Origin of the sequence: Azospirillum agricola, assembly GCF_020005195.1 — a bacterium.
Classification (GTDB): Bacteria; Pseudomonadota; Alphaproteobacteria; order Azospirillales; family Azospirillaceae; genus Azospirillum; species Azospirillum agricola.
The window spans coordinates 26,654-50,000 of record NZ_JAIFZR010000004.1; the positions used below are offsets into that span (position 1 = coordinate 26,654).

Genomic DNA, 23,347 nt, shown 5'->3' on the forward strand with positions numbered 1-23,347 from the left:
CGTTCGGGGCGTCGTTCGGGGCGCGGACCCCGGCCCGCATCGGCTGCCGGCCGCCGTGCCCCATTGACCCGCGGTGCGTGCCCGTGTGTCATACGGAACCACAGTGCCGCCATGCCGAGGCCGGCGCGGAGGCATGCCCACACGAGGTTCTTCGATGCGCTCCACCCTGTCCGCCGCTTTGATCGCCACTCTGCTCGCCACCACGCTGGCCGGTTGCCAGACCGGCTCGATGGGCACCAAGGAAGGGGTGGGCACCGTCGGCGGCGCCGTGGCCGGCGGCCTGATCGGGTCGCGTTTCGGCGGCGGCTCCGGGAAGCTGGTGGCGGTCGGCGTCGGCACGCTGCTGGGCGCTTTTGTCGGCCGGGAAATCGGTTCCTCGCTCGACAGGGCCGACCAGCAATACGCCAACCAGGCGGCGGTGCGCGCCTACGACTCGCCGATCGGCCAGCCCATCCGCTGGAACAACCCGCAGTCCGGCAACCAGGGCACCATCGTTCCGGTGCGCGACGGGTACGCCGAGGGTGGCGCCTATTGTCGCGAGTTCCAGCAGACCATCGTGGTCGGCGGGCGCAGCGAGCAGGCGCATGGCACCGCCTGCCGGCAGCCCGACGGGTCCTGGAAGATCGTCGGCTAGAGCGGATCGCGGAAAACCGGAATCGGTTTGGAGCGTGAATCCGCTCGTCATCAAAAGGCTAAAGTTTCATGCGTTTCATAATTAAAGGCATGAAACTTTAGCCTCGTCGCCCCATCCTCTCCGCTGCCGCGTCCGTCGGCATGCCGCGCAACCTTCCGTCCCACCGGCGGTTGACACGGGCATGACTGGAACCCGGACGGAGGTTGACGATGAGCGGGGCAAGCAAGGACGTCACGGTGGTCGCGGAGAATGGCAGCTTCCGGTTGGTCGCCTGCCAGGGCCGCTACGCGGTGGTCGAGACACGCGGCGGCCGGGTCTACGGCGTGCCGACCGACGAGGCCGGCGGGCGTGACGGCGCTCCCGACGACGGCGAGGGCGTCACGGCGGTCGCCCGTTGGACCGGCGAGGCCGACGCGCGGGCCCTGCTGGCTGACCTCGCCACGCACGGCGACCAACTGGCCCGCGCTTTGCGCTAGGCGGGATCACCGCGCCGGGGGCGGGGCATGGGCGCCCGCTCCCGTTTTTTCCATGTCTGCACGGGCCGGTCTCTGCGGCCGGCGATGGCCCCGTTTCATTCAGTCGAAACCGGGCCAGCGGAACTGGGACCGGGCGGGAGTTCGGTGCATCGCGTCCGCCCGTCCCACCATTTTGAAGCAAATGCATGGAATGTCGCTGAATGGAATTTATCCAGCTTCCTCCAAACAAAAATTTTGCTTGGAGGAAAGTGTGGGAAAATTTTTTCTCTGGATGGAATATGGCGATTGACGTACTCCGCCCATGCACGGAACCATCGGCCCACGGCTGGTGAGGCTTAACGTCGCAGACAGGAACAACCTCCGCAAGGCACCCCCCGATCGCCGAGTCGGTGGCCGGGTTGCGTCCGTGCGTGCGTCGTTCCGGCGTGGGCCCCCCTCCGTGCCATCAACCCGAACCCGCCCATGGGGACAGCGCCCGCATGACCACCGCCCTTCACACCCCGCCCCGCGCCGGTTTCCGGTTCGGCGTGCGCGCCAAGCTGATGCTGGCCTTCGCCGGAATGGCCAGCATGACGGTCGCCGCCAGCGTCGTCGGGCTGACCTCCTTCTCGGCGGTGGAGGGGCCGCTGGCCCGGATCGTCGGCACCAGCCTGCCGGAAATGGAGCTGGCGACCCGGTTGTCGGGGGAAAGCGGTGTTCTCGCGGCGGCGGCGCCGACCCTGGCCTCGGCGGAAAGCCAGCAGGAGCGGGAGACGCTGAACGCGGGCATCATGGCGCGGGCCAGGGGACTGCTGGCCCTGGTCGACGAGCTGGGCGCCCGGCGCCCCGGCGATCCCCTGCTGCCGGAGGTGCGCGACAAGGCCAAGGCGCTGATCGCGACGCTGGAGACGGAGGACGCCGCCGTCGATCGCCGCCTGACCGTCCGTGCCAAGCGCGAGGAGACGATGGGGGCGGTCGCCAAGGGCTACGACGCCTTCCTGGTGGCGCTGAAGCCGCTGGTCGAGGGGGCCGGCGTCACCCTGCGCGCCAGGGGCGACGCGCTCGACGCCGGCACCGAGGAGCGGATGTCCGTCCTGTCCGAGGCGCTGCGCGCGCTGATCGCGCTCTACGACCTGCGCGGCGACATCCTCGCCGCCACCGAGGCGATGAGCCGGGCGGGAACCGCTCCCACCGTGTCCGCCATCACCCAGAACCAGCAGGCGTTCCTGGAATCCTCGTCGCAGGCGACCACCGCCGTCGACGGCCTGCGCGAACGGCTCGGCGCCGAGACGGCCGGGGCGCTCGATGCCTTCTTCCAGCTCGGTTACGGCCAGGAGAGCGTCTTCGACCTGCGCCGCGCCGGGATGGACGGGCCGGAGGGCGGGCGGGCCGCGCTCGACCAGCGCATCCTCGCCCGGTTGGCTGACGCGCGCATCCGCTCGGGCGTGCTGCTGGAGCAACTCCAGCCGCCGTTGCGCGCGGTGAAGTCCGAGATCAAGCGGGCGAACTTCGAGGTGCGCTCGCAGATCCAGGAGTCCATGACCGACCTGCTGGGCAACGGGCTCGACCGCTTCCGTGCCTTCCTGGAACTCTCGACCCAGGGCGACGCCGTGACCAGCGCGCTGAACGAGGCGGCCCAGGCCCCCGACGAGGAGCGTCTGGCCGTGCTGGAGCGCCGCCACGCCGCAGCATCCATGGCGCTCGCCGCCCGGCTGGCGCGGGTCGGTCGTGGCGGCGGCGAGGACGGCGGGAGTGCCGGCGGGAGTGGGGGTGAGGGCGATGTCCGCGGTCTGGCCGCCGCCGCCGAGGCGCTCGCCGTTTTCGGCCGGGGCGAGGCGAGCGTCTTCGCCCTGCGCCGGGCCGAACTGGCCGCCCAGCGCGAGAACAACGGCGTGCTGGCGCAGAGCCGCAAGCTGGCCGAGGAGTTCGCCGCCACCGTCGACCGTCAGATCGCCGCGATGAAGGCGGAGGCGGACGCCGCCGCCGCGGGGGCGACCGCCGCCATCGATTCCGGCCGCCTGATGCTGGTCCTGTTCGCCGCCGCCAGTTTGGTCGTCGCCGTGGCGCTCGCCTGGTTCGTCGCCGGACGGGGCATCGCGTCCCGCGTCGGGCGGCTCTCCGACGCCATGCGCGCCATCGCCGGCGGCAACCTCGACACGGCCATCCCCAACGCCGGCGCCGACGAGATCGGCGACATGGCCCGCGCTCTGACCGTCTTCCGCGACACCGCCAACCAGGCCCGCGAAGCCGACGCGCGGGCCGAGGCCGAGCGCGGTCGCGCCGCCGGCGAGCGCCGCCGCGCCATGGTCGAGATGGCCGAGACCTTCGAGAGCAGCGTGCGCTCGGTGCTCGACCGCGTGTCGCGCGCGGCCGGCGAGATGCAGGACATGGCGCAGCGCATGAGCCGCAACGCCGAGGCCACCACCGGCGAGGCGGCGACCGCCGCCAGCACCTCGCAGCAGGCCGAGGGCAGCGTCAAGGCGGTCGCCGCCGCCACCGAGGAGCTGTCGGCCTCGATCCAGGAGATCGGCGCCCAGGTCACGGCGTCGAGCCGCATCGCCCGCAAGGCCGCCGACGACGCCGAGCGCACCGACCGCACGGTCGAGGGGCTGGCGCAGAGCGCCAACAAGATCGGCGAGGTGGTGCAGCTCATCCACAACATCGCCAGCCAGACCAACCTGCTGGCGCTCAACGCGACCATCGAGGCGGCGCGGGCGGGGGAGGCGGGGAAGGGCTTCGCCGTCGTGGCGAGCGAGGTCAAGAGCCTCGCCAACCAGACCGGTCAGGCGACCGAGGAGATCTCGGCCCAGATCGCGGCGATGCAGGCGGTGACGCGCGAGGCGGTCGACGCCATCCGCTCCATCGCCGGCACCATCGGCGACATCAACGAGATCGCCGCGACCATCGCCGCCGCGGTGGAGGAGCAGAGCGCCGCCACCCGCGAGATCGCCCGCAACATCGGCGAGGCCGCCGACGGCACCCAGCATGTCCGCTCCACCATCGACATGGTGGCGCGCTCGGCGGTGGAATCGGGCGAATCGGCCGGGCGCGTGCTGACCGCCTCTTCGACGGTGGCCGACGAGGTGCGCTCGCTGGGCTCGCAGGTCGACACGCTGGTCGGCCGCATGCGGGCGGGGTGATGCCTCCCTTGCGCCGCGCCGCTACCACTTTCGACGGGGTGGACAGCCTCCTGTTGCCTCAACATGTTGAAACTGTAGGGTTCACGGCAGCGAGTGCGCAAAAATGTCCCAACCGGGCAAACGTCAGCCTGAGCATAAAGGGGAAAGCCTGCGGTTCAGGCCGGCTTTGGAAAGCGCCAGGGAGGGCAGTGTGGGCACCGGACGTGTGATTCGTGGTTTGGGCGTGGCGGCAATGGCGGTCGCCGCCTCTCTGGTCCTTGCGGCTCCGGCTTCGGCCCATGACCACAAGCGTGGTCATGGGCATGGCTACGGGCACCACAAGCACCACCGCGACCGGCCGGTCGTGGTCTATGAGGCGCCGCCGCCCGTCGTGGTCATGCAGCGCCCGCCGGCCGTGGTCTACGCCCCGCCGCCGCCCCGCGTCGTCTACGCGCCCCCGCCGGCGGTCGTCTACGCGCCGCCCCCGCCGTCCGGCGTGAGCGTCCAGATGAATTTCCCGTTCCGCTGAACATCCTCGTTTCATCCGTCCATTCCGGGCCGGCCGCGCGCAAGCGGGCCGGCCCTTTTCGTTTGCCGGTCCGCCGGCGGGGCGTGCCGCGGCAAGAGACCGACGGATATTTGTTTGACAAATAGAGAGTCCGACGTCATCGTCGGGATCCGCTGGGGTGGGAGCCTCGCGGCGACGGGTGTTTCCGCCCGAACGCGCTCCATGCCCCGCCCGCCATTCTCCTTGCTGAAGGGACATGCCACCGTGACTGAACGCTTCAAGGCCTTTGTCATCGAGGACGTTGACGGCAAGCCCAAGGGCGCCTTCAAGCAGATCTCCCGCGCCGACCTGCCGGACAACGACGTGCTGGTCGAGGTCGCCTACTCCACGGTGAACTACAAGGACGGGCTCGCCGTCAGCGGCAAGGGCCGGATCGCCCGCAAGCTGCCGCTGGTGGCCGGCATCGACCTCGCCGGCACGGTGGTGGAATCGCGCTCCCCGGACTGGACGCCAGGCGACCGCGTCGTCGTCAACGGCTGGGGCCTGTCGGAGACGCAGAACGGCGGCTACAGCCGCTACCAGAGCGTCAAGCCGGAGTGGCTGATCCGCCTGCCCGACGCCTTCTCGCTGGAGGAGGCGATGGGCATCGGCACCGCCGGCTACACGGCGGCGCTGTGCGTCGAGGCGCTGGAAAAGTGGGGGACGATCAAGCCCGGCGGTGCGGAGGTGCTGGTCACCGGCGCGGCCGGCGGCGTCGGCTCGGTGGCGGTGGCGCTGCTCGCCAAGCGCGGCTACGCGGTGACGGCCTCCACCGGCCGGCCGGAGACCCACGAGTATCTGCGCGGGCTCGGCGCCACCAGCTTCGTCGAGCGCGCCGCGCTGGCCGAGAAGGGCGGGCCGTTGCAGAAGGAGCGCTGGGCCGGCGGCGTCGATTCCGTCGGCGGCACGACGCTGGTCAACGCGCTGGCGCAGACCGTCTGGGGCGGCGCCATCGCCGCCTGCGGACTGGCCGGCTCGGCCGACCTGCCTGGCACGGTGATCCCGCACATCCTGCGCAGCGTGACGCTGATCGGCATCGATTCGGTGATGGCCCCGGCCGACCGCCGCGCCGCCGCCTGGGCGCGTCTGGCGCGCGATCTCGACCGCAAGCACCTCGCCGCGATGTACGAGGTCCATCCTTTCGACGCGCTGCCGGGGCTGGCGGAGCGGATCGTCGCCGGCCAGATCCGCGGCCGCGCCGTCCTCGACCTGACCGCCTGATTGGCGCGAACGGAACCGGGAAGCCCGTCGATCGTCATGCCCGGCCTTGTGCCGGGCATCCACGCTCGCAACCTCCGCAAGCCGGCGGGGCGTGGATGGCCAAGTCGAGCCCCATAGGCGCTAGCTTAAAGCCCTTCTCCCCTTGCGGGGCAGTGCCGGAGGGCGCCAAAGGCGACCGCAAGCACTGCGGGTTGGGATGAGGGGGCGGCCCGGCCGAAGGTCGGGAAGGGCGCTCTACCCCCTCACCCCAACCCCTCTCCCTCAGGGAGAGGGGCTTATCTGAGCGCCTATGGGGACAAGCCCGGTCATGACGGACGCGGCCGGTCAGCCGGCGCGTTCGGCGCGGCGGTCGAGCGCGTCGCGGTAGCGGTCGCGGGTGTAGGCGACCAGATCGCCCAGAGCGGCGACGCCGGCCTCCGCGTCGCGGCTTTCCAGCGCGCTCAGGATGCGTTCGTGGAAGGCGACGATGGCCTGACGCTCGCGCACCCGGAAGATGATCATGTTGCTGACCGGCTGAAGCGCCTCGACCACGGCGTGCATCAGGAAGGACAGCAGCGAGTTGCCCGCCGCGTCGACCAGCGCGCGGTGGAAGCGCACGTCGGACGCGCAGAACTCCTCGTCGGTCAGGGACACGTCGCGCTGGCGCGCCAGCTCCGCCCGCATCGCCTCCAGCTGGGCGTCGGTGCGCGCCGTCGCGGCCAGCCGGCAGCAGATGCCCTCCAGCTCCAGCCGGGCGGTCGCCATGTCGTCGAGCTGGATGGCGCCGGCCGCCACCATCAGCGTCGTCGCGTTGGCGAGCGACAGCGCCGCGTCCTCCGGCGCCGGGCTCGCCACGAAATTCCCGCCGGTCGGCCCGCGCCGCGAGCGGATCAGATGCTGGGCCGCCAGCCGCTTCAGCGCCTCGCGCACCGTCGGGCGCGACACCTTGAAGCGCTGGGCCAGCTCCTCCTCGGTCGGCAGCCGCTCGTCCACCTGCAACCGGCCGTCCATGATCGCCGCCCGCAGCGTGTCGGCGATCTGCTTGGCAGCACTCGTCGTGACGACGTTCTCGAACTCCACCGGCATGGCCGTCCGTCCTTCCCTTCCCGCAAGCGGTCCCAGCTTGGCAGGATACATGGGCGCGCGGGCCGCAAAAAGACATCTTTTTATTCGTTTGACAAATGTCGGTTTGTGAGGCCAACTGTCCCGACCCAGACATAAAAGAGCGGGGCCGTGGGCTCCGCCGCCCATCGCCCGCCCCAGTCCCCGGACCGCCCCGGCTCCGGTGCCGGCGGCATCCGCCCCCGTCGCTTCCGGGGAGCGGCGCGATCGGTCACACCATGGGAGGAAAGCATGCGTCCTTTCGCAACGGCCGCCCTGACGGCCCTGTCGGTCCTCGCCGCCCCCATCGCCACCTTGCCCGCCGCCGCGCAGGATCTGCCGGTGTTCCGGGTCGGGGTGCTGAACGACCAGTCCGGCCTCTATTCCGACATCGCCGGCTTCGGCTCGGTCGAGGCGGCGCGGATGGCGGTGGAGGATTTCAAGCCCGAAACCAAGGGCTTCCGCGTCGAGATCCTGGCCGCCGACCACCAGAACAAGACCGACGTCGGCGCCGCCGTCACACGCGCCTGGTTCGACCAGCAGGGTGTGGACGTGGTGGCCGACGTGCCGACCTCCTCCATCGCGCTCGCCGTGTCGGAGATCGCCAAGGCCAAGGACAAGGTGTTCCTCGTCGCCAGCGCCGGTACCTCCGACCTCACCGGCAAGGCCTGCACGCCGAACAACGTGCACTGGACCTACGACACCTGGGCGCTCGCCAACGGCACCGCCAAGGCGGTGATCGGGCAGGGCGGCGACAGCTGGTACTTCCTGACCGCCGACTACGCTTTCGGCCATTCGCTGGAGCGCGACGCCGCCGAGATCATCAAGGCCAACGGCGGCAAGGTTCTGGGCACGGTGCGCACGCCCTTCCAGACCCCCGACTTCTCCTCCTTCCTGATCCAGGCGCAGAGCAGCCGGGCCAAGATCATCGCGCTCGCCAACTCCGGCGGCGACACGGTGGCCTCGGTCAAGCAGGCGGCCGAGTTCGGCATCACCAGCGGCGGCCAGAAGCTGGCCGGGCTGCTGGTCTTCCTGACCGACGTCCATTCCATCGGGCTGGAGACGGCGCAGGGTCTGCTGCTGACCGAAGCCTTCTACTGGGACATGAACGAGGCGACGCGGGCCTGGACCAAGCGCTTCGTCCAGCGCACCAACGGCCGCTACCCGACGATGAACCAGGCCGGCACCTACGCGTCGGTGCTGCACTGGATGAAGGCGGTGGCGGCGATGCCCGACAAGAAGGCGGCGCGCTCCGGCCGCGAGGCGGTGGCGGCGATGAAGGCGCTGCCGGCCGACGACCCGCTGTTCGGCAAGGGCGCCATCCGCGCCGACGGCCGCACCATCCACGACATGTACCTGTTCGAGGTCAAGAAGCCGTCGGAGTCGAAGGGCCCCTACGACTATTACAAGCTGGTGCAGACGATCCCCGGCGATCAGGCCTTCCGGCCGCTCGCCACCTCGGAATGCCCGCTGGTGGCCGCGAGCAAGTGAGAGCGGAAAACCAATAGGAACGAGACGAGAGGCCGACCGATGGACGCCGTTCCCCTCACCGCCGCCAAGGGCCGGATCGCCAAGGGCAAGGCCGCCTCGCTGGTCCTGCTGCTGGTCGCCGAGGTGTCGGCGATGTCGGTGTGGTTCGCCACCACCGCCTCGCTGGCCGACATCAAGGCGCATTGGACGCTCGGTCCGTTCCACGAGGCGCTGCTGACCAGCAGCGTGCAGGCCGGCTTCGTCGTCGGCACGCTGGTCAGCGCGCTGCTCAGCCTGCCCGACCGCCTCGACCCGCGCCGGCTGTTCGCCGCCAGCGCGCTGGTCGCGGCGGTCGCCAACCTCGCCATCCTGGCGCTCCAGCCGACCGACCCGCTGCTGCCGGTGCTGCGGCTGGTCACCGGAATGTGCATGGCCGGGGTCTATCCGGTCGGCATGAAGCTGGCGGCGACCTGGGCGGAGCGCGACCTCGGGCTGCTGATCGGGCTGCTGATCGCGGCGCTGACGCTGGGGTCCGCCTCGCCGCATCTGCTGGCGGTGCTGGGCGGGGTCGACTGGCGGGTGCCCTACGTCGCCGCCTCGGCCGGCGCGCTGCTGGCGGCGGTCACGGTGTGCTTCGTCGGCATCGGGCCGCACGTCGCCAAGGCGCCGCCGCTGCGGCCCGGCAACGCGCTGGAGGCGTGGCGGAACTATCCGCTGCGCCTCGCCAACCTCGGCTATCTCGGCCACATGTGGGAGCTGTACGCCATGTGGGCGTGGCTGGCCCTGTTCCTCAACGAGAGCTTCGCCCTGGTCATGCCGGACGGCGGAGGGCCGGCGGCCAAGCTCGCCACCTTCGCCATCGTCGGGGCCGGGGCGCTGGGCGCGCTGGGCGGCGGCTGGTGCGCCGACCGCTGGGGGCGGACGCTCGTCACCTCGGTCTCCATGCTGGTCAGCGGCGGCTGCGCGCTCGTCATCGGCTTCCTGTTCGGCGGGCCGCCCTGGGCGATCGTCGCCGTCGGGCTCGTCTGGGGGATCAGCGTCATCGCCGATTCCGGCCAGTTCTCCGCGACGGTGGCCGAGCTGTCGGACCGCTCGCTGATCGGCACCATGCTGACGCTGCAGACCTGCCTGGGCTTCCTGCTGACGCTGGTCAGCATCCATCTGGTCCCCTACGCGGTGGCCTGGGTCGGCTGGCGCTACGCCTTCGCCGTCCTCGCCATCGGGCCGCTCCTCGGCACGCTGGCGATGCTGCGGCTGCGCGCCCATCCGGCGGCGGTCCGCATCGCCAACGGCCGCCGCTGATGGCCGCTCTCTCTTCACCCCATCCTCAGGAAAGCGACGGCATGACCTACGACACCATCCGCCTGGAGGCGCGCGGCGAGGTCGCGTGGCTGGTGCTGAACCGGCCGGAGCGGCTGAACGCAATGAGCCAGACCATGCTGGACGAGATCAACGCGGCGCTCGACGCGGTGGCGGCCGATGACGGGCTGCGCGCGCTCGTGGTCACCGGGGCCGGGAGCGCCTTCTCCTCCGGCTTCGACCTCAAGGACCAGATGGAGCTGCGGCCGCAGGGCGTCGGCCAGTGGCGCGGCCTGCTGCGCAAGGATTTCGACACGGTGATGCGCTTCTGGCATTTCCCGAAGCCGACCATCGCCGCCGTCAACGGCCATTGCCTGGCCGGCGCCTTCGAGCTGGCGCTGGCTTGCGACGTGACCGTCGCCGCCGACCACGCGCTGTTCGGGGAGCCCGAGCTGAAGTTCGGCGCCGGCATCGTGGTGATGCTGCTGCCCTGGATCGTCGGGCCGAAGCTGGCCAAGGAGATCATCATGACCGGCGCCGACCGCATCACGGCGGAGCGGGCGGAGCGCATCGGCATCGTCAACCGCGTCGTTCCCGGCCCGGCGCTGGAACACACCGCCCTGACGCTGGCCCGCCACGTCGCCGCCGTCGATCCGTCGCTGATGCGCCAGACCAAGCACGCGCTGAACCGCACCTTCCAGATCATGGGCATGGGGGAGGCGCTGGAGGCGGCGCTCGACATCGACCTGCACATCGAGGGCGAGGGCTGCCCCGACAAGATCCGGTTCATGGAGGTCGCCCGCCGCGAGGGGCTGCGCGCCGCGCTCGCCTGGCGCGACGCCCGTTTCCCGGCGGAGGATTGGACCGAAGGGGGCACGGCATGACGACGCGACCGGACGCGATCCCGCCGCTGGCGGCCCTGCTGCTCGACGCCTTCGCCGCCGGGCGCGACCCCCGTGTCGAGGATCCGGCGCGGACCCTGCGGGCCGCCGAGCTGTCCGCCCACGCCGGCACCGTGGCCGAGCGGCTGCGCGCCGCCGGCATCCGGCCGGACGAGCCGGTGATCGTCCGGGTCGAGAGCAGCGCCGCCGATCTGGCGAGCTTTCTCGGCGTCTGGCTGGCCGGCGGCGTGGTGGTGCCGCTGCACGCCCGCGCGCTCGACGCCACCGCCCGCGACATCCGCGGGCGCACCGGGGCGCGGCTGACGGTCGACGGGACGACGGGCGAATTGGCCGCCGAGGGAGACCCGCCGCCGGCCCGGCCGCTGCTGCGCGGCGCCGCGCTGGTCATCTTCACCTCCGGATCGACGGGCGCGCCCAAGGGCGCGGTTCTGGGGCACGAGCGCTTCGCCGGGAAGATCCGCGCCCTCCAGGCGATGCTGGGCTTCTCCGAGAACTCGGTCGTGCTGCTGCCGTTGCAGATCACCTTCATCTTCGGGATCTGGGTCGGGCTGCTGGCGCTGGCGTCGGGCGCCCGGCTGCGCATGATGCCGCGCTTCACCCCGGCCCTGGCGCGCGCGGCGCTGGCCGACGGGGCGACCACCGCCGCCTTCGTGCCGACGATGATGCGCGCCCTCTTCGCCGACGCCGCCTTCGCTGATGGTGGGGGGGCTGGGGAGGCGCCGGACCTGCGCCAGATCCTCACCGGCGGCGAGCCGCTCGGCGGCGGGCTCGGCCAGCGGATCGCCGCCGCCTGGGCACGGGCCGGGGTGTTCGACCTCTACGGCCTGACCGAGACCGGCTCCTGCGACTTCTGCCTGTCGCCCGGCGATTCGGCGGCCGGGCAGGGGACCATCGGCCGGCCGACCGGCGGGGTGGAGCACCGCATCGCCATCGCGGAGGGCGGGGCCGGCGCTGATGGCGGAAATGGCGGGGTGGGCGAGCTGCTGATCCGCAGCCCCTTCGGCATGCTGGGCTATCTCGACGACCCGGAGCTGACGGCGGCCTCCTTCGCCGACGGCTATTTCCGCACCGGCGATTTGGCGCGGCAGCGGCCGGACGGCTTCGTCGAGCTGGCCGGGCGGTCCAAGGAGCTGATCTCGCGCGGCGGCAACAAGGTGGCGCCGCTGGAGATCGACCGCCTGTTCGCCGCGCATCCCGACGTCGCCGCCGCGCTGGCGACCGGCGTGCCGGATCCCCTGCTGGGCGAGCGCATCCATGTCCTGCTGGTGCCGCGCCCCGGCGCGCGGCTCGACCGCGACGCCCTGCTGGCCTGGGCGGCCGGGCGGATCGAGCGGTTCAAGCTGCCGGACGCGCTGCACATCGGCGAGGATCTGCCGCTCGGCCGCACCGGCAAGGCCGACCGCAACGCCCTGCGCCGGTCGATTCTGGAGGATGGCGCCTGACGCCCCGCGACCGACGCCTCCGACTCTGCCGAACGGGCTATGCGGATCGCCGTGCGGAAGCCCGGCCGGGATTCTTTTCGGCCGAATTCACTTTTTTGCATGAAAGCCGGCCCCCTTCCAACCGTCTTATCTGAAGTGGCGGAATCCCGGTCGGGCTTCCGTCCGGGCGGGACGGGAGAAGGATGGAATGAAGAGCCTGGAGCAACGCTGCGTCGAGCACGGCTTGTCGATGGGCCGAAAACGCCGGCTGATCATCCGGGTGCTGAGCGAGGCGGAGGGGCATCTGAGCGCGGCCGACCTGCACCGGCGGGTGGTGGCGCTCGACCGCTCGATCAGCCTCGCCACGGTCTACCGCACCCTGACGATCTTCGAAGAGATCGGGGTTCTGAAACGGCTGGATTTCGGCGACCGGACGATGCGCTATGAGGAGGCGGACAAGACCCCGCACGACCATCTGCTCGATCTGACGGACGGCGGGGTTGTCGAGTTCCAGGCGCCGGAGGTGGCGGCGCTGCTGGCCGAGGTCGCCGACCGGCTGGGCTACCGGCTGAAGGGCTACCGGCTCGACCTCTACGCGACGCCGGTGGCGCGGCCGGGCGCTGACTGCTAGGCGGGGTTGGAGCGAGCCCAACCACCCGTGCCCCCACCCCGGCCCTCCCCCCGCTCTCGGCGGACCGGAGGTCCGTCTGCCGCGTCAGCGCAAGCGAAGCGTGCGCGTGAGCTGGGCGGGGGAGGGGGCTTGTGCGGGAACTTTGAGGGAGTGCGGCGGAGTTCCCTCCCCCGCTCAGCGGGGGAGGGTCAGGGTTGGGGGCACGTGACGCCCCCGATCAGGGCTGGTGGACGGGCGTCGCCGTGTCCGGCGCGTCGCCGGAGCCGGTTTCGCCGGAGCCCTTGGCCGGCCGGCGCACGAACAGGCGGTAGACGGCGACGAAGAAGACCGGGACGAACACCACGCCCAGCACCGTCGCCGCGATCATGCCGCCCATCACGCCGACGCCGATGGCGTTCTGGCTCTCCGAGCCCGCCCCGTGGCTGATCGCCAGCGGCAGCACGCCGAGGATGAAGGCCAGCGACGTCATGATGATCGGGCGCAGGCGCTGGCGGCAGGCCTCGATCGCCGCCTCCTTCAACTCCATCCCCTCGTCGTAGAGCGCCTTGGCGAACTCGACGATAAGGATGGCGTTCTTCGCCGACAGGCCGATGGTGGTCAGCAGCCCGACCTGGAAATAGACGTCGCTCGGCAACCCGCGCAACTGCGCCGCCAGCACCGCGCCGATGACGCCGAGCGGCACCACCAGCATCACCGACACCGGCACCGACCAGCTCTCGTAGAGGGCGGCGAGGCACAGGAACACGATGATCATCGACAGGGCGTAGAGGGCCGGCGCCTGCGAGCCGCTCAGCCGTTCCTCGAAGGACAGGCCGGTCCATTCATAGCCGATGCCCGGCGGCAGCCTGGCGGCCATCGCCTCCATCTCGGCCATCGCCTCGCCCGAGCTGACGCCGGGTGCCGCCGAGCCTTGAATGTTGACCGATGAGGCGCCGTTGTAGCGCTCCAGCTTCGGCGAGCCGTAGGTCCAGCGCGCCGTCGTGAAGGCCGAGAAGGGCACCATCTGGCCGGAATTGTTGCGGACGTACCAGTGGTCGACGTCGGTCGGCTGCATGCGGAACGGCGCGTCGGCCTGGAGATACACCTTCTTCACGCGGCCGTTGTCGATGAAGTCGTTGACGTAGGTCGAGCCCCAGGCCGCCGACAGCGTCGTGTTGATGTCGCCGAGCGACAGGCCGAGCGCGCTCGCCTTCTCGCGGTCGATCTCCAGCCGGTATTGCGGCGTGTCCTCCAGCCCGTTGGGGCGGGTGCCGACCAGCTTGGGATTCTGCGCCGCCAGCCCGAGAAGCTGGTTGCGCGCCTGCATCAGCCGCTCGTGGCCGAGACCGGCGCGGTCGACGAGCTGCATGTCGAAGCCGGTCGCGTTGCCGAGGCCGGGAACCGACGGCGGCAGGAAGGCGAAGACCATCGCGTCCTTCACCGCTGACAGCGCGCCCATGGCGCGCCGCGCGATGGCGGCGGGCTTGCGTTCCGGCGCCTCGCGCTCGCTCCAATCCTTGAGCCGCACGAAGGCCATGCCGGCGTTCTGGCCACGGCCGGAGAAGTTGAAGCCGACGATGGTGAACAGGCCCTCGACGCTGTCCTTCTCCTTCTCCAGGAAGTGCGTGGTGACGGCGCGGGCGGTCTCGGTCGTGCGCTCGATGCTGGCGTTGGGCGGGCCCGACCACAGGACGAAGAGCTGCCCACGGTCCTCTTCCGGCAGGAAGGAGGACGGCATCTGCATGAACAGGTAGGCCAGCCCGCCGAGGATCAGGACATAGGCGAGGCCGAAGCGGACCAGCCGCGTCACCGACCCGCGCACGCCGCGCAGATAGACCCGGCTGCTGGCGTCGAAGCCGCGGTTGAACAGGCCGAAGGGGCCGCGCTTGCCGTGGTGGTGGCCCGGCTTGACCGGCTTCAGGATGGTGGCGCAGAGCGCCGGGGTCAGCACCAGGGCCACCAGCACCGACAGCCCCATCGCCGAGACGATGGTCAGCGAGAACTGGCGGTAGATGGCGCCGGCCGAGCCGCCGAAGAAGGCCATCGGCACGAACACCGCCGACAGCACCAGCGCGATGCCGATCAGGGCGCCGGTGATCTGGTCCATCGACTTGCGGGTCGCCTCGCGCGGGGCCAGGCCATCCTCGCTCATGACGCGCTCGACGTTCTCGACGACGACGATGGCGTCGTCGACCAGCAGGCCGATGGCCAGCACCATGCCGAACATGGTCAGCGTGTTGATCGAGAAGCCGAAGGCCGAGAGGATGCCGAAGGTGCCGAGCAGCACCACCGGCACCGCGATGGTCGGGATCAGCGTCGCCCGGAAGTTCTGGAGGAAGACGTACATGACGACGAAGACGAGGATGATCGCCTCGAACAGCGTCTTGATGACCTCGTGGATCGAGATCTTGACGAAGGGCGTCGAATCGTAGGGGTAGATGACCTCGAGCCCGGCCGGGAAATAGGCCGCCAGCTCGGCGACGCGCGCCTTGACGGCGGCGGCGGTGTCGAGCGCGTTGGCCCCGGTCGCCAGCTTGATGCCGAGGCCGGCCGCCGGGTTGCCGTTGTAACGCGCGGTGATCTCGTAGGTCTCCGAGCCGATCTCGATCCGCGCCACGTCGCGCAGCCGCACCTGCGACCCGTCGGGGTTGACGCGCAGCAGGATGCCGCCGAACTCCTCGGGGGTCTGCATGCGGGTCTGCGCCGTGATGGTGGCGTTGATGCGCTGGCCGGGGACGGCGGGCGCGCCGCCGAGCTGGCCGGCGGAGACCTGGGCGTTCTCGGTCTTGATCGCCGCGGTGATGTCCAGCGTGGTGAGCTGGTGGCTGTTCAGCTTCTCCGGGTCGATCCAGATGCGCATGGCGTGCTGGGGACCGAAGACGGTGACGTCGCCGACGCCGCCGACGCGGCTGATGGTGTCCTGAAGGTTGGAGGACACGTAGTCGGCGATATCGCCCTGGGTCAGCCGCCCGTCGGTCGAGACGAAGCCGACCACCATCAGGAAATCGTTGCCCGCCTTCGACACCTGGAGGCCGCGCTGCTGGACCTCCTGCGGCAGCAGGGGCACGGCGAGTTGCAGCTTGTTCTGCACCTGCACCTGGGCAATGTCGGGGTTGGCCTCCGGCTCGAAGGTCAGGGTGATGTTGACGTTGCCCGACGAATCGCTGCTGGAGGACATGTAGCGGAAATGGTCCAGCCCGGTCATCTTCTGCTCGATGACCTGGGTGACCGTGTCCTCCAGCGTCTTGGCCGAGGCGCCGGGATAGCTGGTGGTGATCGACACCGTCGGCGGCGCGATCTTCGGGTACTGCTCGACGGGAAGGCCGAGGATCGCCAGGGCGCCGGCCATCATGATGACGATGGCGATGACCCAGGCGAAGACCGGCCGGTCGATGAAGAATTTCGACATGGTTGCGGCTCCCGGCTTACGGCGCCTTGGGCGCGGGCTGGGAAGGCTGGGCGGAAGCAGGCTGTCCGGAGGCGGGCAGGGCGGCCACCGTGCTCGGCGCCGGAACCGGCTTCACCTCGGCGCCCGGCTTCAGCTTCTGCAAGCCCTCGACGACGATGCGCTCGCCGGCGGTCAGGCCTTCCGACACCAGCCAGGCGTTGCCGACGGCGCGCTCCGTCTTGATCGGGCGCAGCGTGGCCTTGTTGCCGTCGCCGACCACCCAGACCCGCGCGCCGCCATCCGGTCCGCGCGACACCGCCGCCTGCGGCACGGTGATCGCCCCGTCGGCGACGCCCTGCTCGACCTGCGCGCGGACGAACAGGCCGGGCAGCAGATCCTGGTTGGGGTTGGGGAACACGGCGCGGAGCTGGACCGAGCTGGTCCCCGGATCGACGGTGACGTCGGAGAATTGCAGCTCGCCGCGCTGCGGGTAGGGGTTTTCGGCGGCGTTCAGGAACAGCGTGACCGGGATCTTGCCGGGCTCGGCCGGGCGGATGCGGCCGCTCGCCATGTCGTCGCGCAGGCGCATCAACTGCGTCGCCGTCTGCGTCACGTCGACGTAGATCGGGTCGAACTGCTGGACGGTCGCCAGAGCGGTCGCCTGGTTGGCGGTGACCAGCGCGCCCTCGGTGACCGCCGACTTGCCGATGCGGCCGGAGATCGGCGCGTAGACGCGGGTGTAGTCCAGGCTGATGCGGGCGAGGTTGTAGGCGGCCTTGGCGGCGGCGACCTGCGCCTCGTTCTGCTTCAGCGAGGCCTGCGCGTCGTCGAAGTCCTGTTTGCTGACGACGCTGTTGCGCACGAGGTCGTTGTAGCGCGACGCCTTGTTGCGGGCCGCCTGCAAATTGGCCTCGGCCTTCTGCACGTCGGCCTGGGCGCTGGCCAGCGACGCCTCGTAGGTCGCCGGGTCGATCTGGTAGAGCTGGTCGCCGGCCTTGACGTCGCTGCCCTCGCGGAAGAACCGCTTCAGCACGATGCCGCTGACCTGCGGCCGGATTTCCGCCACCCGGTAGGCGGTGGTGCGGCCCGGCAGCTCGGTCGTCACCGTCAGGCGCTGCGGCGTGATCGTGGCCACCGCGACCTCGGCCGGTCCGGCCTGCGGCGGGCCGCTGGTCTTCGCCTTCTGCTGGCACCCGGCGAGCGCCACGGCCAGCGCGGCCGCCACGGCCAGGGACAATGCTGTGTTCGCTCTCGACATCTGCTTCCTCGTCAGGCGCCCCCGCCGCGCGAAGGGCGCTGGGGCGATGTGCGGCGGGACCTCAACAGGGCGGAATCCGGAGGCTCCGGACGCCCGAAACTTGCACTCGAAACAAACCGCTTTCCTTAGTACTGTCTCATACAGTACACTGTACTCGACGATACATTCAGATCGACCCATCGCGCAAGGGGGGTTCGCAGTGGCTGATACGGACCGGCATCCCGGAATCGTCGCAGGAATCGACGCCCGGCCGCCTGATTTTCATCCGTCCGATGCGCATTCGTCCGATGTCCGTCCGCGGGGATGGGCGCGCTGCCGGGCGCTGCTCGACGCGGCGGCGGCGCTGTTTGTCGAGAAGGGCTTCGCCGCCACCTCGCTGACCGACATACTGGAGCGGGCCGGCGGCTCGCGCACCACGCTCTACCGGCATTTCGGCGACAAGGAGGGGCTCTTCCGCCGCATGATGGAGGAGCATTGCGCCCGTGTCCTCAATGGGATGGCGGCTCCCGCCGTTGCGACGGGAACGCCGCGGGACGATCCGGAGGAGCGGCTGAACGAGTTCGGCCTGCACATCGCCCGCACCCTGGCGGCACCCGAGACGACGGCGATCCTGCGAACGCTGGTGTCCGAGGGCGGGCGCATCCCCGACCTGTCGCAGTCCTTCCTGCGCATCGGCCCGGAGGAGACCAACCGGCGGCTGGCCGATTGCCTGCGGGGACTCGCCGCGCTGGGGAGGGTCCGCATCCAGGATGCCGACGTCGCGGCCCGCGCCTTCACCGGCATGATCGCCGGCAATCTGCTGCTGAAGCGTCTGATCCTTCCCGCCGAACCGGTGGCGCCCGCCGAGTTGGAGCGCGAGGTCCGCGCCGCCGTCCGGATGTTCCTGCGCGGGGTCGGACCCGCGCCGGGCGTGCCGGCGACCGGGTGAGAGCGCCGCCCGGTCCGTTCCCCCCATCCTCCCTTCACCCGCCGACAGAGGCCAAGGCCCGTGACTCCCAAGGACATCGTCGTTTTCATCGAGGAAGAGGACACGCGGGTCAGCCGCATGGCCTTCGCAGCCGCGCTCGCCGAACGCTGGGGCGCCCATCTGATCGCGACCTTCGTCGCCAACCGGATCGAATTGCACCCGAGCAACGGTTTCGCCCGTGGCAGCGGGGTGGAGGCGCTGTTGCAGAAGCACCGCGCCGCCGTCCGCGACACCGAGACGCGCGCCCGCAAGGCGTTCGAGAGCCTGACCGACCGGGGCACGGTTTCCAGCGAGTGGCGCCTGTCGGAGAACGAGGACGGCGAGGCGCTGATGCTCCACGCCCGCCACGCCGACCTCGCCATCGTCGGCCCGCCCGCCCGCCCGGCGGGACCCCGGCGGATGCTGAGCCTGTCGGAGGACGTGATCTTCGCGTCGGGCCGGCCGACCCTGCTGCTGCCGGCCGGCTGGCCGTCCAACCGGCTCGGCCAACGCGTCGTCGTCGGTTGGAACGGCAGCCGGGAGGCGGCCAACGCCATCGCCAACGCCATGCCCTTCCTGGTCGCGGCCGAGTCCGTGCATCTGGTGGTGGTGCCGGGCGCGCAGAACAGCCTGGGGGCGGAGCCCGGCGCCGACATGTCCCGCCACCTCGCCCGCCACGGGGTCGAGGTGGTGCTCGAACAGTGTCCGGGGACGGACGCCGGCGGCATCCTGCTGGAGCGCGCCCGCAGCCTCGACGCCGATCTGCTGGTGATGGGCGCCTACGGCCGCTCCAAGATCAGCGAGTTCGTCTTCGGCGGCGCCACCCGCACCGTGCTTGCCCGGGCCGACGTGCCGATCCTGCTGTCGCGCTAGGCGGGGTTTCCTCTCCCGCCGGGAAGGACAATCGCGTATGGAGATCCTGTTCCTTTCCATATGCGATTGTCCCGCCCGGTGGGAGAGGGTGGGGCGCGTCCGGCTGGACTTGCGCAGCTCCGCCCGGAAGAAACAGGTTGCCGTCGGGATGTCTTGGCGACTCCTTGGGAGTGATCCCATCGTTCTTTTGCCGGCGCGTCGATGATCTATCCCGCGCCGGTGTTCTGCATTAGCGTGCGCGGTGTGCCGCAAGACGGGCCGGGGGCCGGCGTGCCGGCCGGGGGAAAACGGAATGAGCAGCCACAAGGACACCTCGATTGCCCTGCCGCCCTGCGCGCCGCCCTGCGGCCCGACGGTCGGCCCGCGCGGGCTGGCGCGCCGTCAGGCGATCCTCGAAGCGGCGGCGCTCCTGTTCATCGAGAAGGGCTTCGAGAAGACGACGCTGACCGACATCATCAACCGGGCCGGCGGGTCGCGGGCGACCCTCTACGAGCATTTCGGCGACAAGGAGGGGCTGTTCCGCGCGATGATGGAGGAGAACAGCCTCCACATCCTTGAAGGGTTGTCGGAGGCCCAGGCCGACGACCTCGCCTCGCCCGAGGTCGGGCTGACCAAGTTCGCGCTGCATTTCGCCCAGATCCTGCTCAACGACCGGACGGTGTCCATCGTTCACATCCTGGTGTCGGAGGGCGCCCGCATCCCCGACATCGCCGAAACCTTCTTCCACATCGGTCCGGAAACCACCATCCGCCGCCTGTCCGACTATCTGAAGCGTCTGTCGGACGCCGGTACCCTGCGCATCGACGATCCGGAGACCGCCGCCGAGGCCTTCATGGGAATGATCTCCGGCAACATCCTGTGGCGCCGGCTGATCCTGCCGGGCCGGCCGCTTCCCATGGAGGAGATCGACCGCTACGTCCGGCGGGCGATCGCCCTGTTCCTGGACGGGGCCCGTCCCGCCGCGCCGGCCTGATGGTTCCGGCCCCGTGACGGGGCGGGGCGCATGCCAGCCCCGCCCGCGACGTGGTTGCGGCGTTTCGTAAGTCTCCCTTATCAAATCGGAATGGACGACGACATTCCCTTCGGCCTCGCGCTGATCGATGCCGCGCGGCTGCTGCGCGCGCGCTACGACCGTGCGCTGACGGACGCCCGGCTGGGGCTGACGCCCGGCGAGGCGCGCGCCCTCATCTACGCCCAGCGCCACCCCGGAGCGCGTCAGGCGGCGCTGGCCTCCGTCATGGGCGTCGAGCCGATGACCCTGGTCGGCTATCTCGACCGGCTGGAGGCGAACGGGCTGGTCGTGCGCGAGCCGGACCCGTCCGACCGCCGCGCCAAGACCGTCCGTCTGGCCCCGTCCGCCGAACCGTTGCTGGCCCGCGCCCTCGACGTGCTGGGCGCCGCGCGGGACACGGTGCTGGCCGACTTCACCCCCGGCGAGGTCGCGGCCTGCAAGGCCATGCTGCTGCGCCTGCGCGCCCGGCTGCTGGATGACGAGCACCCAGGAGAGCGCCCCGGCGAGCGCCCGGTCCAGCGCCCAACGGAGACTTCATGAAACCGGTCATGTCGGAAATGCGCACCGCGGTCGTCGGCGCCCTGATCGTCACGCTCGGGCCGCTGAGCCTGGCGCTCTACACCCCGGCGATGCCGATGCTGGTGGAGGCCTTCGGCACCACCCCGGCGGCGGTGAAGCTGACGCTGAGCGTCTATTTCTTCGGCTTCGCCTTCTCCCAGCTCGCCTGCGGCCCGCTGTCGGATGCCTATGGCCGGCGGCCGGTGGCGCTCGGCTTCTTCGCCGTCTACGCGCTGGGCAGCGTCGTCGCGGCGCTGTCGGCCTCGATCGACTGGCTGCTCGCCGGGCGGTTGTTGCAGGGCGTGGGGGCGGCGGCCGGCATCGCCATCTCGCGCGCCATCGTGCGCGACCAGTTCACCGGGCAGAATTCGGCCCGCATCCTCAACCTGATCGGCCTGATGCTGGCCATCGCCCCGGCGATGGCGCCGACGCTGGGCGGCCTGATCCTGGGGACCGTCGGCTGGCACGCGATCTTCCTGGTGATGGCGGTCTATGGCCTGGTGGTGGTGCTGCTGTTCGCCGGGGTGCCGGAAACCAACGCCGCCCGCAACCCGGACAACGCCCGCCCGTCGCGGGTGCTGCGCAACTACGCCACCCTGCTGGCCGACCGGCGCTTCATGCGGGCCGGGCTGGTGCTCGGCCTGACGCTGGGCGGGCTCTACACGCTGGCCGCCCTGCTGCCCTTCGTGATGATCGAGACGGTCGGGATGACCCCGACCCATTTCGGCATGGCGATGCTGTTGCAGACCGGTTCCTACACGGCCGGCGCCGCGCTCAGCGGGCGTCTGCTGCACAGGGTGGACGCGCGGCGCCTGATCCCGGCCGGGCTTGCCCTCGTCCTTCTCGGCGCGCTCGGCTTCGCGGTCGGGCTGCGGCTGTTGCCGCCGTCGCTCGCCTCCGTCATGGGGCCGGCGGCGCTGTGGGCCTTCGGCATCGCGCTGGTCATGCCGGGGGCGACCTCCGACGCGCTGGCCGGCTACCCGACCATCGCCGGGGCGGCGTCGGCGCTGACCGGCTTTCTCCAGATCGGTGGCGGCCTCGCCGGCTCCACCGCAGCGGCGCTGCTGTTCGCCAACCCCTTCGTGGCGCTGACCGACGTCATTCCGGGGATGGCGGTCCTGGCTGTGATCGTCCATGTCCTGCTCGGCGAAGGGGGCCGCCGAACGGCATCCGCCCCCGCTCCGGCCGACCTGGAGGTGGCGGTTGATCCGGCGGCGGTCCTCGGCGCCGGCGGCGACGAGATCGAGGCGGCGCTCGCCCGCCGTTCGGAAAAGGCTGCCGGCGGGCGCGGCCGGCCGTGACGGCGCCCGACGCCGGTGGTCATGCGGAGGATTGCGTTCAAGACGCTCACCCGGTTTCATGGCTTCGGCCATAATGAACCGCGGCGAACGGGCGGTCGGGGGGAGGGTGTCGGGTTGTCCAACGTCATGTGCGCGAACAGCGCGGCCGGCGTCGTGGCGGGGGCCGGGGCAGGCCATGGAGCCGGGAACGGCCAGGGCAGCAACTCGGTCAACGTGCGCCAGTTCAACGAGCGGGTGATCCTCAACGCGCTGCGCCGGCTGGGGCAGGCATCGAAGGCGGATCTTTCGCGCTCCGTCAACCTGACCAGCAACACCGCCGGTGTGATCGTCAAGGAGCTGGAGGAGCGCGGCCTGATCCGCAGCGAGGGCAAGCGGTCCGGCGCCCGTGGGCAACCGGCGACCCTGTTGTCGCTCAACCCGGAAGGCGCCTACTCCATCGGGGTGAAGGTCGGCCGCCGTTCGGTCGACACGCTGCTAGTCGACTTCCGTGGCCATGTCGTCGAGCGTCGCCACCACGAACGCGACTTCCCGATGCCGGAGGAATCGCTGGCTCTGGCGCTGGGCGACATCGCCGCGATGCGCGACGCGCTGCCTTCCGACGCCAAGGACCGCTTGGCCGGCATCGGCGTCGCCGCCCCCTACGACATGGGAAGCTGGCGGCGCGAGCTGGACATCCGCGTCGATGCCTACAGGGTGTGGAACGACGTGGACATCGCCGCCCGGCTCGGTGTTTCGACCGGCCTGCCGGTGTTCCGCGAGAATGACGGGACCGCCGCCGCCGTCGCCGAGATGTTCCGCGGTTGCGGGCGGGAGCTTCAGACCTTCGCCTATCTCTTCATCGGCTCGGCCATCGGCGGCGGGCTGGTGCTGAACGGCGAGTATTACCGGGGCGTCACCGGCAACGCCGGCGACATCGGGCTGATGCCGGTCGGCCCCTCCCGCCTCGCCTCGGCTCCGCGCCCGACCCATGGTTGCGACATCCTGCTGACGCGCGCCTCGATCAACTCGCTGATCCGGCATCTGCGGGCCAACGGCGTCGAGGTCGTCCTGCGCAGTGAACTGGAGCGCGCCATCCCGCTGCACCCCGCTCTGGTGGCGGAGTGGTTGGATGACGCCGCCGACGCGCTGGTGATGCCGCTGCTGTCGGCGGCCTGCCTGCTCGACGTCGAGGCGATCGTCATCGACGCCGACCTGCCGATGGAGGTGCGGCGCGATCTGGAATCCCGCCTCAACCGCTGCCTGGACGAGGCGGT

Annotated in this window: 19 protein-coding genes (1 of these 19 only partly in view); 16 read left to right on the forward strand and 3 right to left on the reverse strand. The window is 70.8% G+C overall.

Going from position 1 to position 23,347, the window contains the following annotated elements; genetic code table 11:
* Positions 1-154: 154 nt before the first annotated feature.
* The 5 genes from JN22_RS09100 to JN22_RS09120 all read left to right on the forward strand — a co-directional run bounded on the left by JN22_RS09100 (position 155) and on the right by JN22_RS09120 (position 5,976).
* Positions 155-634: an RT0821/Lpp0805 family surface protein gene (locus JN22_RS09100; RefSeq protein ID WP_085553653.1), complete on the forward strand. Its 480-nt coding sequence runs from the start codon at positions 155-157 to the stop codon at positions 632-634.
* 209 nt (positions 635-843) lie between these two features.
* Complete coding sequence (locus JN22_RS09105) at positions 844-1,110, forward strand: hypothetical protein (protein ID WP_085553654.1); 267 nt, start codon at positions 844-846, stop codon at positions 1,108-1,110.
* 479 nt (positions 1,111-1,589) lie between these two features.
* Positions 1,590-4,229 (forward strand): methyl-accepting chemotaxis protein, encoded by a 2,640-nt coding sequence (locus tag JN22_RS09110; protein ID WP_085553655.1) that lies wholly within the window; start codon positions 1,590-1,592, stop codon positions 4,227-4,229.
* A gap of 190 nt (positions 4,230-4,419) precedes the next feature.
* Entirely contained in the window at positions 4,420-4,737 is a 318-nt protein-coding gene (locus JN22_RS09115; protein WP_211099618.1) for a hypothetical protein, read from the forward strand.
* Between the two features lie 243 nt (positions 4,738-4,980).
* Positions 4,981-5,976 carry an MDR family oxidoreductase gene (locus tag JN22_RS09120; protein ID WP_085554607.1) on the forward strand — a complete coding sequence of 332 codons (996 nt, stop codon included), beginning with the start codon at positions 4,981-4,983 and terminating at the stop codon, positions 5,974-5,976.
* 324 nt (positions 5,977-6,300) lie between these two features.
* Here JN22_RS09120 and JN22_RS09125 read toward each other — a convergent pair whose 3' ends face one another.
* Positions 6,301-7,041 (reverse strand): FadR/GntR family transcriptional regulator, encoded by a 741-nt coding sequence (locus tag JN22_RS09125; protein WP_085553657.1) that lies wholly within the window; start codon positions 7,039-7,041, stop codon positions 6,301-6,303.
* A gap of 267 nt (positions 7,042-7,308) precedes the next feature.
* Between JN22_RS09125 and JN22_RS09130 the strand changes: the two genes are divergently transcribed.
* The 5 genes from JN22_RS09130 to JN22_RS09150 all read left to right on the forward strand — a co-directional run bounded on the left by JN22_RS09130 (position 7,309) and on the right by JN22_RS09150 (position 12,779).
* A complete protein-coding gene (locus JN22_RS09130) occupies positions 7,309-8,547 on the forward strand; it encodes an ABC transporter substrate-binding protein (protein WP_085553658.1) in 1,239 nt (412 codons plus the stop codon).
* A gap of 39 nt (positions 8,548-8,586) precedes the next feature.
* Entirely contained in the window at positions 8,587-9,828 is a 1,242-nt protein-coding gene (locus JN22_RS09135) for an MFS transporter (protein WP_085553659.1), read from the forward strand.
* Between the two features lie 41 nt (positions 9,829-9,869).
* A complete protein-coding gene (locus JN22_RS09140) occupies positions 9,870-10,709 on the forward strand; it encodes an enoyl-CoA hydratase/isomerase family protein (protein WP_085553660.1) in 840 nt (279 codons plus the stop codon).
* Positions 10,706-12,169: a class I adenylate-forming enzyme family protein gene (locus JN22_RS09145; protein WP_085553661.1), complete on the forward strand. Its 1,464-nt coding sequence runs from the start codon at positions 10,706-10,708 to the stop codon at positions 12,167-12,169. The genes JN22_RS09140 and JN22_RS09145 overlap by 4 nt, the downstream gene beginning before the upstream one ends.
* Positions 12,170-12,356: 187 nt before the next feature.
* Positions 12,357-12,779: a Fur family transcriptional regulator gene (locus JN22_RS09150; RefSeq protein ID WP_085553662.1), complete on the forward strand. Its 423-nt coding sequence runs from the start codon at positions 12,357-12,359 to the stop codon at positions 12,777-12,779.
* Positions 12,780-12,996: 217 nt separating this feature from the next.
* On the opposite strand, the gene JN22_RS09155 is transcribed toward JN22_RS09150, so the two are convergent.
* Both JN22_RS09155 and JN22_RS09160 read right to left on the reverse strand, forming a co-directional pair.
* Positions 12,997-16,167, reverse strand: coding sequence for an efflux RND transporter permease subunit (locus JN22_RS09155; protein WP_085553663.1), 3,171 nt, complete (start codon positions 16,165-16,167; stop codon positions 12,997-12,999).
* A gap of 16 nt (positions 16,168-16,183) precedes the next feature.
* Positions 16,184-17,404, reverse strand: coding sequence for an efflux RND transporter periplasmic adaptor subunit (locus JN22_RS09160; protein WP_085553664.1), 1,221 nt, complete (start codon positions 17,402-17,404; stop codon positions 16,184-16,186).
* 199 nt (positions 17,405-17,603) lie between these two features.
* Between JN22_RS09160 and JN22_RS09165 the strand changes: the two genes are divergently transcribed.
* The 6 genes from JN22_RS09165 to JN22_RS09190 all read left to right on the forward strand — a co-directional run.
* Positions 17,604-18,332 carry a TetR/AcrR family transcriptional regulator gene (locus JN22_RS09165; RefSeq protein ID WP_223677650.1) on the forward strand — a complete coding sequence of 243 codons (729 nt, stop codon included), beginning with the start codon at positions 17,604-17,606 and terminating at the stop codon, positions 18,330-18,332.
* 60 nt (positions 18,333-18,392) lie between these two features.
* Complete coding sequence (locus JN22_RS09170) at positions 18,393-19,223, forward strand: universal stress protein (protein WP_223677651.1); 831 nt, start codon at positions 18,393-18,395, stop codon at positions 19,221-19,223.
* Positions 19,224-19,515: 292 nt separating this feature from the next.
* Complete coding sequence (locus JN22_RS09175) at positions 19,516-20,196, forward strand: TetR/AcrR family transcriptional regulator (protein ID WP_085553665.1); 681 nt, start codon at positions 19,516-19,518, stop codon at positions 20,194-20,196.
* 90 nt (positions 20,197-20,286) lie between these two features.
* Entirely contained in the window at positions 20,287-20,775 is a 489-nt protein-coding gene (locus JN22_RS09180) for a MarR family winged helix-turn-helix transcriptional regulator (RefSeq protein ID WP_085553666.1), read from the forward strand.
* Complete coding sequence (locus tag JN22_RS09185) at positions 20,772-22,094, forward strand: multidrug effflux MFS transporter (protein ID WP_085553667.1); 1,323 nt, start codon at positions 20,772-20,774, stop codon at positions 22,092-22,094. Before JN22_RS09180 ends, JN22_RS09185 begins: the two co-directional genes overlap by 4 nt.
* Before the next feature lie 114 nt (positions 22,095-22,208).
* Positions 22,209-23,347, forward strand: the 5' portion of a protein-coding gene (locus JN22_RS09190; protein ID WP_211099619.1) for an ROK family transcriptional regulator. 130 nt of this gene lie beyond the right edge of the window; the window shows 1,139 of its 1,269 coding nt (coding positions 1-1,139); it begins with the start codon at positions 22,209-22,211; the stop codon falls past the right edge of the window.